Annotated in this window: 6 protein-coding genes and 1 riboswitch; all 6 genes read right to left on the reverse strand. The window is 47.6% G+C overall.

The features are described from left to right. Positions 1 to 95: 95 nt before the first annotated feature. On the reverse strand, positions 96 to 7598 hold the full coding sequence (locus MKY28_RS12595; protein WP_340936096.1) for a fibronectin type III domain-containing protein: 7503 nt from the start codon (positions 7596 to 7598) through the stop codon (positions 96 to 98). A 156-nt stretch (positions 7599 to 7754) separates the two neighbouring features. After that, a complete protein-coding gene (locus tag MKY28_RS12600; protein ID WP_340936097.1) occupies positions 7755 to 8777 on the reverse strand; it encodes an SDR family oxidoreductase in 1023 nt (340 codons plus the stop codon). Positions 8778 to 8873: 96 nt separating this feature from the next. Continuing rightward, positions 8874 to 9299: a cupredoxin domain-containing protein gene (locus tag MKY28_RS12605; RefSeq protein ID WP_017688751.1), complete on the reverse strand. Its 426-nt coding sequence runs from the start codon at positions 9297 to 9299 to the stop codon at positions 8874 to 8876. A 205-nt stretch (positions 9300 to 9504) separates the two neighbouring features. Further along, positions 9505 to 10458: an EamA family transporter gene (locus tag MKY28_RS12610; protein WP_017688752.1), complete on the reverse strand. Its 954-nt coding sequence runs from the start codon at positions 10456 to 10458 to the stop codon at positions 9505 to 9507. 106 nt (positions 10459 to 10564) lie between these two features. Further along, positions 10565 to 10675, reverse strand: a riboswitch (purine riboswitch). A gap of 147 nt (positions 10676 to 10822) precedes the next feature. Then, positions 10823 to 13042: a DEAD/DEAH box helicase gene (locus tag MKY28_RS12615; RefSeq protein ID WP_340904172.1), complete on the reverse strand. Its 2220-nt coding sequence runs from the start codon at positions 13040 to 13042 to the stop codon at positions 10823 to 10825. Then, positions 13039 to 14382 carry an ATP-binding protein gene (locus tag MKY28_RS12620; protein ID WP_340936098.1) on the reverse strand — a complete coding sequence of 448 codons (1344 nt, stop codon included), beginning with the start codon at positions 14380 to 14382 and terminating at the stop codon, positions 13039 to 13041. The genes MKY28_RS12615 and MKY28_RS12620 overlap by 4 nt, the downstream gene beginning before the upstream one ends. Positions 14383 to 14384: the final 2 nt, after the last annotated feature.

A 14384-nucleotide genomic window follows, 5' to 3' on the forward strand; every position in this document is an offset into this window, starting at 1 on the left:
ATCATATTGGCAACCATTATAGCATTAAAAACCAATCAAGCGGTAATGTCGTTACTACCGATGATTGCAGTATCACATGTAAGAATCAATTCAATCTAGATATGACGATCAAACGCTGACGCTTTCTCCACTTGATCTGTACGGTTCTCATCCATAACTTGAATCAGCTTATTTAAACGGAAGATCAGCGCTGCAGCTTCTGATCTGCTTAAGTGCTGCATGGGACGGAAGCTGCCGTCTTCATATCCGGTAATCATGTACAAACCTGCAAGTTCCTGCACTTCTTCTTTGGCCCAATCAGATACATCAGTCTGGTCGGTAAACGCTCTTGGGGAAGTCAGCTGTTCCGGTCTGATTTTACGAACAACATTTGCTATAATCTTGGATGCCTGTTCCCGTGTCACCAGCGCATGTGGAGCGAATTTGCCGTTCCCCATGCCTTGAACCATCTCATGATGAACGGCTGCCTTAATCTCAGGAGCAAACCAATCCTCATCGTTCACATCCTGAAATCCATGTTGTTCATTAACCGTTGTGTCCACACCCATCAGACGCACGATTAATGCAGTGAACTCCGCACGGGTGATCGGACGGCGTGGCTCGAAGCGAGTTTCACTTACACCTTGAATGATATTTTGTTCCGCCAGCCAGGTGATCTGATCTTTATTGAATGTTTGGCTGATATCAATAAATTTGATGATTTTTTTCACAGGTACATCAGGCTGCTCAGACGGTTCTGGTTGTGAACTCACCTCATCGGCTTCTTCCGATGTACCGTTTGGACTCGGGGTTGCACCGCCACCGCTCCAGGAGGATGGTGGATACGGAAAAGTCATGGCTGCTGCCCGTTTTCTTTCACTTTTTTCACCTGCTGAATTCTCCGTCCATACTTCCACCTCATAATGCTGCTCGGCATTCAGTCCTGTCCATACATGACTGCGCTGCGTGCCACGGTAGATCTCACGATCTTTATGGGTGATCACAATCACCTCATTTATTGAATCCAGTTCCCAAGTTAGCTTAATCGCACTTGTGCCTTGCGCTACGGCTGCAACTGTCAGATCCTCGGAAGGTAGCGTCTCAAATTCCGGTACTTCAAGCGCCTCACCATCCCCTGCCTCGTTAAATGGAATAATGATGAAGTCAGGATAATGCTCTGCACTATTCAAATCAGACACATGTATGGATGTCTCCGTTGTCGTTCCGATAAGCTCTTCATTTCGATAAACTCGATAACCCACAGCACCAGGAATCAGTTCCCATACAATGTCTGCACCATACATGGTACGCCCCTCTACTACAGGAGATGAAGCAGCACTACCGGGCAAAGTCAGGGCATTAAGGTAATAACCACCATCACTACTGCCGGAGGCATTCATGGTCTTCACTGTATAGATATAGTTCACGCCCGGTTCGAGTTCCTTGTCGTCATAGAACAGTTCGTCTGCAGGAACTCGAGCAACCTCTACACCGTCACGATCAATGATAAACTGCTCGGCTCCTTCGACCCGGCTCTGTTCTAATAAAAGACGAATGTGGTCCTTCGCCGAATGATACTCCACTTTGACCGGAGCTGCTGGCTTGGTCAGGACAGAATACGCCAGCTTCTCCGATTCATCTCCCTGATCATTCTCTGTGTAGATTTCAATCGAGTACTGTTTGCCTGCATCCAGTTGATCAACAATAAACTCTTTTTGTTTGCCTCGGTATACTTCTGTACCATCCAGCAATACAACAAATATTTCGTTTACATAAGGGAAATCCCATTCCAAATTAGCATGATCTGTCTCCGGATATATCTTCATTTCCAGTGAATCAACATGAGGTAAGGTGTAAAAAGGAGTCACGGTCATTGGGCTTCCTGAACCAGCCGTATTATAAGGAATAATCTGTACCTGATCATATCTGGTTGCACTCTCCAGATGAGTTAATCTCACCTCTGTGATATCCCCTTCTTCAATCGTGGTGAACATCTGATCTCCGATACGTATGGTATATCCCTCCGCACCTTGTACCTTTGGCCAAGAGATCAATCCCTCCTTTTCCCCAATCTTGCTTGCATGTAAAGGTTCATGAATGGTCGCAGGCAACGTTCGCAAGTGAACTTCGAAACCGGAATCACTCTCTCCCGTTGCATTGGATGTTTTGATGATATACGTGTAATGCTCTCCTGGTGTCAGTCCATCATCTTCAAAAGAAGCTTGATCTGCTGGAACCTTAGCAACTTCAACACCATCTCGCATAATAATGAATTGCTCTGCTCCCCGTGTTGAGCTTCCAGTCAGGTCCAATACCGCAGTCTGATCTGTGATGTGTGTTATGCCTGCCGTCTGAGGTGATATGGGTTTCGTTAAAACTTGAATCTGAATAGGCTCTGACCGATGACCATCTTCATTAATCGCAACAAGTTCGAATTCATACGCTGTGCCATCCAGCATGCTATTGAGATGTACAGACGGTTCAGACACGCTCTGTACATCTCCCGTTACCCGATTACGAATCTCATATGCAGCCGCTCCCTGGACAACATCCCAAGCCAGATCCACTGCATGTGTTCCGGCTTTCACTGTGATACTTTCTGCAATCAATGGCAACGTTTGAGTCATTACACTGAAATTAAGCGGCCCACTCGTTCCACTCGCATTGACTGCCCGAATCACATAAGTGTATTTCGTTCCCGGCGACAGATGCTTGTCTACAAATTGGGTTTCACTTGAATCCATCTGAGCGATCTCTCTTCCATCCCGTTCAATGACATAATGATCTGCCCCTTGGACACCAGTGTTACTGAAATCCAGACTTAGGCTGTTTTTTGCCACATCATATACTGCAACCTTAACGGGTTTCTCAGGCAAAGTCAGTAGAGATACATCCGTCGCTTCAGAACGAGTCCCTTGTCTATTGACTGCCCATAGTTGATAGCGATGCCACGTTCCACCCTGGAGATCTGTAATCGTCGCTCCATTCTCCATTCCTCTATAGATCTCCTTGCCATTCTGCTCAATCACGTATTCAGCGGCACCTTCCACGACAGACCAAGAAACTTTTGCATGATGTACTCCTGAATCAACAAGTACTTCGGCAGGCAACACAGGTTTGGACAATCGGATGAGCTGCGCTGTCTCACCTGGACCAGAAGCATTCGTAGCCTGAACTTCCAAAGCGTACTCTGTACCTGGCAATAATCCCTCAACCGTGTAGGCCAGTTCTGATGTTCTGCCCACTTCTGTTCCATTGATTTTCACAATATAGAGATTTGCCGTATCTACAGCTTGCCATGCAAGTCCCATACTTGTCTCAGCAGTCGATGTAACATTCAGTCCTTCCGGCCTGCTAGGTAGCGTAAGAATTGTACTACTGGTGGATGCACCGTACCCGGCAGCATTGCCCGCCTGTACTTCATAGGTATACTCACGACTGCTTGACAGGTGGTGAACTGCGAGTTGTGTATCTGATATCTCATGGCTCTGTCCATCGATGACCACCCGATATTTCGTTGCCCCAGCTACAGGCTCCCAGCTCAATATTGCTCCCTGTTCAGTTACTTGAACAACGTGAAGTCCCGACGGGCTTTCTGGTAACGTTGTTCCTGATACCGAACTGTGCATCCCCTGTCCACTTCCGTTCACTGCTTGTACATCTAGTTGATAAGATGTTCCTGAACTCAGTCCCGCAAAGTTCCATTCTTGGGTTCCGGCAGGAACCGTTCCCGACTTCTCTCCATTCAACCATAAGTCATAACGATCGGCTCCACGTACTGTTTCCCAATTCAGACGAAGGCTCCCTGTGGAAGCATCTGATATCTGTAAGCCGGACACCTGCCCAGGTAAAGTCTTGAGCAAAGGTAATCCTGCCAACGGTCCTGGTCCTGTCTCATTTCCGGCAATTAACGTATAGCTGTACTCCGTTCCGCTATCCAGACCCGAGTCCAGATACTCCGACTGCTCTCCTTCATATATGGCTGTTCCATCGCGTGAAAGACCATAATACGTTGCAGAAGTCACTGTTTCCCATTTTACTGAAATATCATGCTCCTGAATTTGAACGGCCATAAATTCACCGGGCACTGCCGGCAGTGTGAGAAATCCAGTTCTACTACTACCACCTGCTCCGCTTTCATTCATTGCCGTTACCGAGATGTTATGAATGGTTCCTGGAACGAGGTTACTGACATAGGGAAGGCTACCAGAATCAGATACCGTCTGATCAAATACGGTGGCACCGTCCGAAGTAGTCGCGATGATGCGGTAAGCATCTGCTCCTCGTACTGAATCAAATTGAATTTCGGCTAAATTGGGCTGTGAATCTACTTTTCGAATGTGCAACGTTCCGGGAGCTGCCGGGGTAGTTAACACTTGAGCGCTTACTGCATCACTTACTCCGGTATGGTTTCTCACTCTAACTTCATATTCATAGACCTGACCACCGCTTAGGGAGTGATCGATTATACTGTGGTTAGGATAATCTAGTGTCCATGACTGTCCTGTTGTTTTATTCGTTATCTCATACTGATATCCATCTGTATACCTTTCCCCAGTTGGCAAATCCACTGTAAGTTCAGCTGATGTCTCAGCGATCTGTGTCATTCTCACATGATTCGGTTGCTGGGGCTTGCGTTGAATATGGTAAGGTGATGATGTTGTCTCATATGTATTCCCTGCTCTGTCCATGGTTTTCGCATGGATGTACCATATGCCTTCCGATTCGATGGATATTTTATGCTGGTCAGAGCGAGCTTCAAGCCAATGCTCCGGTGATTCTGCACTGTTCGTAACTTGATAGAATCGTTCCAGTTCCTGAATGCCTGAGTGGGCATCGGCATACTGAATGTTAGTGGATATATCCATGTCCGTCCAAGCATGTCCGTTCGGTGCAAATGTAATCGTTGGAGCCATCTGATCCACATAGGCGATTCGACTCACTTCCTTGCTTACATTGCCAACAGTATCCCTTGCTCTAGACCGAATGGTGGTAGCGCCGTTTGTGCTTACTGTACCCGTATTGCCTGCAATATAAGGAGCATCGTTCATGCTGTATTCATAGGATATCGCTTGTTCATCCACACTTCCAGCGATAGTGAATTGCACATGTTCTTTACTCCATCCAGAAGGGCTTAAACTAATCACCGGCTCGGTTGGAGCTGTCGTGTCAATTCGAACTGTAGCCTGAGCGGATGTGCTTATATTGCCTACACGGTCAAGTGAGCGTGCATATACGATCGTTTCTCCCTCATTGGTAACCGTCACTTCACCCGTATAATCGATCCAGGGACCTTCTTTGTTAAGTCGATATTGACTCTTGGCAAGTCCACTGCCCGCATCTTCACCACTGTTTATTGCAAAAGTTACATCCTGATTCGTCCAACCCTCTTCACTTAACGTAATCGTTGGTTGCTCAGGCCCAGTCTTGTCGATTCTGACTGTTGCCGAAGTGGAAGCACTGACATTGGCGGCTCGATCAACACTTCGTGCGTAAATCTCGGTTATTCCTTCTTCACTGAGTGTAAGAGGAGCCTTATAGTCGATCCATTCTCCCTCACTTCCTAACTTGTACTGTGTCAGACTAATGCCACTTGCTTCGTCCGTACCCTCCGTTAATGTCACGATTACCGCCGCTTTTGTCCAATCGGGCGGATTCAACGAGATGACAGGTGGCGTTGGTGCCGTCCGATCTACTCTGGCTGTCACAGCCGTTTCCTGTCCTGTATTACCAAACGCATCAATACTGTGTGCCATAACAGTTGTGTTTCCTTCACTGCTTACGGTAAACGGAGCGCTGTATTCACGCCATTCTCCTGCCGGACCAACTTTTACTTCAGTCTTCTGAGTTCCGCTCAAGGCATCCTTTCCTTCTTCAACCGTGACCAGAACATCTTCCTTGGTCCATGTGGATGGAGTCACTGTAACTGAAGGAGCAGTTGGACCCGTCGTATCTTTAATCATCTCTCCAGCAGATATAAACGGGGTCTGTATCCCTTCACCATTCAGTGCCGCCACAAATACTTCATATTTTCCGTCCGCGAGTCCGGTCAGGGCAAACGCTGTACGTGTGGACGTTGTTGTTCCCGTTGCGAGGACTTGCCCACCTGGACTGCGTATTTCCGTTTTATAATGGGTGCCCGCAGGATTTTCATTATTATTCCAGCTCGCTGTAACAGAGTTGCCTGATTGTGTCACAGCCGCAGCAGCGGGTGGATTCGCCAATGTATATTTGGTGGATGGACTGGAGTACCCCGTGAAGGAACCACTTGAATTTTTGGCACGTACAGCAAAAGAATAACTCGTATTCGGAGTGAGCCCAGTCACCTGCCGACTGTTTGACGCACCTGTATCCACGATCTGATTCGTGGTCATATTTTTCAGTTCATACGTAACGGATGCATCATTCGCCTTCTTTTCCCAATTTACCGTCAAGTTATTAGAATTAACCAATGTATATGTCGGCGTTCCCGGCACAACAAAACTCCTTACCGTAAAGTTAACGGTTCCTGCTGAGGACACCCCACCTTTGTCATCCATGACCCATACTTGCAATGTGTGTGTACCATCTGGCAGGGTGTCAGGCAATGTGTAATTGGTGTTGAAAGACTGATTTGAACCCGTTGCGGTCATCTGAGTCAAAATGTTCTCAGACCCACCATCAATGGACCATTTCACGGTCAACAGGTCGCCTACATCCGTATCTCGCGTTGTACCAGAGATCTGAAGTTGCTCGCCTTTGTAATACGTTTGCCCCGAAGAAGGAGCCGTTAGTGTAAATGAAGGCGGAACGTTCTGAGGGCCGATTCCCACGATCGTTGAAAATTTGCGTGAAGCCTGATTCGCTGTTGCTTTGGCATTCCACCAGAATTGTGCAGCTGTATCACTAGCCGTAACGGTCTGGCCTGGAGTGAATGACGAAGGTGAAGAACCCCCTGTTAGCTGCGCATTGTCCGGACCGCTGTACTGTCCCATGTATATGCGATCTGCATTCACAACATTGTACGTATTCGCATAAAAAGCCGTGACCTGAACGCCGCCGCTGTAATTGCGCCATCCATTCTCGATGACTTCAAACGGAGATGCATCATTACCATTCACCATCGTATCCCAATAAAATGTTCCACCCAGATTCAGTGCCGTTCCACTACGGTTGATAGCTTCCAGTTCAACCTTCATGTACCCACCTTGTGAGGTAGCATTAACGATAGATACACGCAAAATATATTCGACATTGTCCTTTTGCCGGGACATTTCAATCACATTATTGTTAATTCGGTAATAATTAAGCGGCAATGTTTTGAAGTTCACGGGTGATCCATTATGGTCGATAATCGTAGATACATTCCCTGTATCACCACCGTAAAATACATTTGTGTTTGGTAGTAATACAATTCTGTATTTACCATCACTGTTCATCTCCACTTTCACCTTGGAGGACTGTACAGCCTTCATGCTGGACGTATCGGATACAATCCCGATGGTTTCAACCGTTTCAGCCATTACCGTCGTTGCGCCCCATTCAAGCAACAGGGCTTGAGGTGATAATAACGCAAATGCCAGTACCACTTTGGTTAATTGTTCCGCTTGTTTCTTCACACGTTTTCCTGATTTCTTCAACGTCTACTCTCCTTTTTGGCACACAAAAAAAAGGAGGCACCCCAACAAAGGAACGATGTCCTAAGTTGGGGTGCCTCCCCTAACAAGTGTCATTTTTTCTTGATTATAACGATTAAGCGCATGAATGTAAACACTTGATCATGAACGCCTTACTTCTCATTTCTCATCTCTGATCTTTAATAACGCTTCGTCTAGTGCGCCAACGACCTTGTCACACCATACATCAAATTCCGGATCTTCGGTCTGTAATTCAGGATGCGCCAGAATGTGCTCAATCGTACGTCGAATGCCCTGATCAGCTCTTGTCGTTGCTACAAATTCCGGAACAAGCCGCTTCAGCTTGCTGTTATCAAACACAACGGTATTGGCTTTGTCACCCAGCAATCCGCCGCGAAGATCCTGATCACTGCATGCGGCCAAGAACTCAGAGGGTACATGTACCGCATGAAGCTTAACTCCCAACACACCAGCTATAATCTCATGAATCTGATTCCAGGTGACGGATTCATCTGAGGTGATATGTACCGATTCACCAATGGCATGGATATTTCCCATCAGCCCGATAAACCCTTTGGCAAAATCAGTATTGTGCGTAATGGTCCACAGTGAGGTGCCATCTCCGTGGATGATAACGGGTTTGCCTTCACGGATACGCTTGAGAACCTGCCAGCTGCCTTGAGCACCATGAACACCGAGAGGTACCGATTTGTCGCCATACGTATGGCTCGGACGCACGATGGTAACAGGAAACCCATGCTCGCGGTATTGTTTCATCAGATAGTCTTCACAGGCAATCTTGTTGCGTGAATACTCCCAATATGGATTCGATAAGGGCGTCCCTTCCGTGATCCGGTAATCAGCCAAAGGTGTCTGATATGCAGATGCCGAACTTATAAAAATAAACTGCTTGGTTTTATCCTTGAACAAACGGTAATCTCGCTCCAATTGAGACGGTACAAAAGCGATAAAATCCGCCACAACATCAAATTCCAGCTCAGCTATCAGTTCCGCTACACGTGCCTCGTCATTAATATCCGCTTGAAGTACCTTGACCTCACTAGGTAAGTCATCGTTCCGATTGCCGCGATTAATTAAATAAAGTTCACAGCCTTGCTGTGCAAGCATCTCCGTAATGGCCGTACTGATGGTGCCTGTCCCTCCAATAAATAGCGCTTTCATTTCGCCACCTCCTGATCGATTTTACCCACTTTTCCATGATATCACGCACCAAAAAAAGGAGCAAAGCTCGGTGACCCGAAACCTTGCTCCTTCTGCTTATACGACCTTAATCGTTGCATATATCATGTACATGCCGCAATGGATCTCATATTCTCCCTTGGGCAGATCTTTGTCGACCGTATAATAATTGGGTCCCTTTTGCATGTATAGATCCATGCCAAGCTTTTGTGATCCCACTGATTTCACATGTGTCACCGACCGGGTCAGAATAAAGTTGATTTTGGTCGGTACGCCAGCTTTCACCTCGATAACGTCTGGTCCAAAACCATCGTTGCTCACGTCCACATCAATGACTTCATATCCCTTCAAATCCTCCGGAGTCTCAGCTTGTGCTGTTACCGCACTTCCCGATCCGGGGGATACGTCTTTGCCCATAAAATAAACCAAAAATGATCCAAGCAGTACAACAACGGTCAGACCCAGCGTTAACCAAGGCCATGTTTTTCCAAACCAGCTTTTCATATAAACACTCCTCATTCGATGTCCCATCAATATTCAATTAACAGACGGATGTATTCTTTAAGCATACCTGATTCGCATGACAATGAAAATGACCCCTCTGGGCTATTGCGGTTGAGCAAAAATATTTCAATAGAAAAAGCCTGATTTCTCAGGCTTATCTACGGGTATTCCCGTTCATGCTTTGCAATATCCCTTTTGGTATAACTCAGGAATAGATCGGTGTATTTCGACTTCGTCTCATGCGTAATTTATACAACTCTGGCAGGGCTACACCAATAAGTACAATAATAACTCCGAACCATTGCAATCCGCTGACATGCTCATGGAGCACGATTGAGGATAACAATACTGCAATTGGAAGCTCCACTGCACCCAGGATTCCGGCCATGTCACCACCAATATGAGGAACGCCGATGGCGAACAGTACTGGTGGAATGAATGCCCCGAAGAATCCAAGCAGCAATCCAAATACAAGCAACTGGCTCCAGATCAATCCGTTAAAGAGGAATGTCGGTGGGAACAAAATGCACAGCAGGATCAATCCGCCTGTAACCATCCACGCACTGCGGAAGGCTGGATGTGCTGAAGGAACCGCTTTGCCGCTGAACAAGACAAACAGGGAATAACTTACGGCTGCCATTAGTCCAAGAGCAATACCCAGACCGTTGAACTCACCCAGTCCCTGTTCCAGGAAACCGGCTGCCAGCAAAGTTCCACCAAACAGAATGATCAACGTCAGGAATGTGACTTTGTCTGGACGTTGACGTTTGCTTATCGCCTGAATCAATACACTAATCCAAGTGAACTGGAACAACAGGATAATTGCAAGTGAAGCCGGAATGTAACGCAAAGACTGATAATACACGAGACCTGTTATTACCGTTGGTGTTCCAGCAGCCATCAATATCAGACGTTGTTTCCACGTCAACCGCTTGAATACCTGTGCCACGGCTCCTGATGCTTTGCCATTTGCCTGTGACTTACGTTTTGTTCTAAATTTTGTGTATAGCGCCAGCATCCAGGATAGAAGAAAACCCGTGATCAGCTGTGCTCCCACAACCTCTCCAAGTTTGTATCCTTCGCCGTACGCCAGAACCACAATCGTGGATAATATGCCATAGCTCATCGCTCCCGCGAGAACGGATAGATAATATTTCATTGTGAATAAACCTCCTGATGATAAGAAAAATACGCCTGCATGTTGGTTCATGCCAAGGTCACAGACACCATCTAAATGCAAAAAATCCTAACTACGAGCAAGGAATACATTGATTCCTTGGCATCGTAGTTAGGAAGTATAGGCTTCCCGTAGAGACCCTCGCCCTGTGTACACTTTTGGCCTGCGAGGTTATACGAAATGATATATGCAATTTGATGTAATTCGTGTGTGACGACTTTTCATATATTACATGGGAGGTGAGATGGTGTCAACCCTATTCCGTATAAAAAGTTGAACTAAATTATTACACCGAGTCGCTTCGATCGCTGTACTATACTTCGAGTATTCTGATTACGTAAAAACGTCATGTTCGATTGGAGCTTGAGGAGTCCCACTCCAATGTTTGTTGTAAACCTGCCTTCAATCCATCTAAATCTAACCCATCCACAGCAAAAGCCTCACGGATCAAAGGCGGCGCGACAAATTCATCATACTTGCCCAGATAAGGCGCTTCATCTTCAGCCAGTAACGCAGATGCGTCTTCAGCCGTTCGACACTCACTCATGATCTCGGCTAACAATGTTCGTTCGTCGACCTTGCCGGACACTACAAAATAATATGGCTCCATGGGCACAACCGAACGCAAGGCAAGTTTCTTGGACAGATTATGCTTCATCAGGCGCTCCAATGTACGGAATGATTTACTTCCTACCCAAGGAAGAACATACATCGAATCTCCCCCTGCCGGAATCACGACTTGCTTCAACAGTCCACTTTCACGAGCTAGGCGGCGTGCCCGTTCAAGTCGATTGACGGCTTGCGGTGACAGATAGGGATAGATGGTCGAGTCGGACAACACTTCACGCATTTTCTGTACGACCGACGTATGAATATCTCCTCCCGCGCCAAGCCATAATGTATCTACTTTACCTTTTGCAGACTTCACATACACAGCCTTGTGCTTGTGATCGACCTCTTCCACTTTCCACAGTTTGCCTGCGAGCGAGAAGCAATAGCCAGGTGGGGGCACGGTTGTAATCGAACCAATCTCTTCCGAGCCGTTTAGTACTTTATGTTCCTCATCGTCTTTAAACACGGCGTAGAAGCGATAATTATTCACAATTTTCTCACCTGTCAGACCGATAATCAATGTTCGATCCTCTGTCCATTGCAGATGATCCGTCTCAATGAGGTAATTCAGGAATACCTGATATTGATCAGGTCTAATCAACGCAAATGGAGCCAGCGAAAGGATGGCTTCCGCAAGATCTCTCGGCTCCGCCTCCCCCATACTTTTCAACATGCTCATCGTCTGATGATAGAGCACACCTATGGGCATTTTGCGGGCTTCAAGCGGCTCGACCCACTTCGTTTTTACATACAGTTCGATAACAGCAATCGCACGCATCAACGTCCACGGCATACGCGCTGGCAATTGCGCTTCCTCATCCTCTTCCTCCGGACATACAAAAAGCATCTCTGATGCCATGTCCTCTCGTCTCCCTGAACGTCCCAGACGCTGTACAAAGCTGGACGCACTATACGGTGCACCGAGCTGAACCACACGTTCCAGTTCGCCCAGATCGATGCCCAGTTCAAGCGTGACCGTTGCCGCAGCAACCGCGGGCCCCGATCCTGTGCGTAGGGCAGCTTCCGTCTCTTCCCTCAGCATGGCCGAGATACTTCCATGATGCACATGGAACACATCACGCTCTTGCCTGCGAGCCGCGACTCGCCGCATCTCAAGAATGGTGACTTCAGCATCCGTTCGGCTGTTGGTGAAGATCAACGCTTTTTTACGATGTGTGCTCTCATAGATGAAGTCGTAGTACGCTTTACGTGCGTTATGAAGCTGCTCCGCCTGCTCCTCGTCCTGTGCATCTGGAAAGGAGAAATGTTCCACCCGCAGTCGCAACTTGCGACCGCCCGGGGAAGAGACCACATCCACCCCCTGCTGCGTTCCCGCAGCAAGCCAAGATGTAGCCGCATCATAGTCACTAAGTGTGGCGGACAAGCCCACTCTTCGCGGTGCACAGCCAGCCATACGCTCGATTCTGGCAAGCTCGCTGAGTACTTGAATGCCCCGATCCGCTCCCATGAAAGCATGCACCTCATCGATGATGACATATCGCAAGTCATGAAACAGCGCCGGGATTGCATTCGGTCGATTCATGAGCAGACCTTCCAGCGATTCTGGCGTTATCTGGAGCACACCGGACGGATTTTTCATCAGTTTTGTTTTCTCCGCCTGAGGTACGTCCCCGTGCCAATGCCAAACCGGAATATTTCCTTCGGATAACAGATCCTTAAGACGTTCGAATTGATCATTAATCAGGGCTTTCAGAGGTCCAATGTACAAAATACCAACCGACTTGGAAGGCCGTTCATACAGCTCGGTCAATGCAGGAAAAAAAGCCGCCTCCGTCTTGCCGGAGGCCGTTCCCGCCGCAATCAGCATATGATGCGGGGTATGAAAACAGATATTGCAGGCCTCAATCTGGGCAGGACGAAGCGATTCCCATCTTTTTTTATAAATAAATTCCTGAACAAACGGCGCCAGCCGATAGAACGGATTATCACTCATAATTCAAACTCCGCCAGAAAGTCGTCCAGATCATCCGTATTTGCGGAAGCATCTGCCCCTTTACCCGTTTCCTGAGGTTTCGCAGCCCGCTCGCCAAGTAATTGAGTATAAGTCACTTCAGGATTCTGGTGTAACGTATGTAGTACATCCATAAAATCCCGTACCACTTCACGCGTGGTCAGCAATTCATCCGCACCCAGTCGGTTCACCGCCGTTTGCATAAAATCAACCAATTGTTCATCCGTCAGACTTGCGCTGTATCCAAAATGCAGGGCATGAATCTGCCGCAGCTTCTGAAGTAAAATCAGAATCTCTTCATGCGATAACATCGCCAGCTTCAGGATCGGACCTGTGTAATTCGCATACGCTTTGGCTGCATAACGACCATCAATAAGCCTGGAGCGAAGCGCCTCATAGCTGTATAATCCGCGCCGTTCATCCTCCACAAATTGCGGCGTACCACCTACAAATATGCCCAGGTGCTCCGCCTTGCCCTGCATCGTATCATTGAACATGGTCAGCAATTTCTCATAGTTGCTTTGACGGGAGACACTGTTTGTAATTTTGTACAGATTCACCGCTTCATCAATGAACAACAGCAATCCTTTGTAACCAATGCGCGCTGTGAATTCAGACCATAGTTTGAAGTAGTCATACCAGTTGTCATCATCAATGATAACGCCAACAGCCAGCTCTTTTTTCGCTTCCGTTTTGGTTGCGAATTCTCCTCGAAGCCAGCGAAGGGCCGCCTGTTTGCGATCATCATCAGCCAGCTTGTACCCGTTCCAGTATGACGCCAGTACTTTGGCAAAATCAAAGCCGTGAACCAGATTCTGCATCTCCCCCGTCACCGCATAAATCTGTTTCTCTACCTCAAGCGGCAGAGCGGGATCATCCGGGCGCAGGTTCTGACTCTGCATCGTGGATTGTTGCAACCCTGCGATCCATTTTTGCAAAATCGGCTCCAACGCTCCCCCATCCGGGCGTGTGCGTGTAGACAGGCGAGTCATCAGTTCGCGATATGTCGCAAGTCCCTGGCCTTTGGTTCCCACCAGTCGTCGCTCAGGTGACAGATCCGCATCCGCCACAACGAAATCACGATCCATCGCATAGTTACGAATCATCTGCAAAAGAAAGCTTTTACCGCTGCCGTAACGACCCGTAATGAGTTTAAACGCTGCGCCTCCCTCGGCGATATTGTCCATATCCCGCAAGATGGCTTCCACTTCCGGTTTCCGACCAACAGCAATCTGCTCCAGCCCAATTCGTGGGACAACACCCGCCGTCAATGAATTTACAAGTGCGGTGGTCAGCCGCTTCGGTATTTTAAGTTCTGTCACTG

The organism is Paenibacillus sp. FSL R5-0473, from assembly GCF_038004565.1.
Lineage (GTDB): Bacteria > Bacillota > Bacilli > Paenibacillales > Paenibacillaceae > Paenibacillus > Paenibacillus amylolyticus.

What these genes read in the sequence shown, in the direction of transcription:
- MKY28_RS12600 (WP_340936097.1), bottom strand. Translation starts at nt 8,777, where the DNA reads ATGAAAGCGCTATTTATTGGAGGGACAGGCACCATCAGTACGGCCATT.
- MKY28_RS12605 (WP_017688751.1), bottom strand. Translation starts at nt 9,299, where the DNA reads ATGAAAAGCTGGTTTGGAAAAACATGGCCTTGGTTAACGCTGGGTCTG.
- MKY28_RS12610 (WP_017688752.1), bottom strand. Translation starts at nt 10,458, where the DNA reads ATGAAATATTATCTATCCGTTCTCGCGGGAGCGATGAGCTATGGCATA.
- MKY28_RS12615 (WP_340904172.1), bottom strand. Translation starts at nt 13,042, where the DNA reads ATGAGTGATAATCCGTTCTATCGGCTGGCGCCGTTTGTTCAGGAATTT.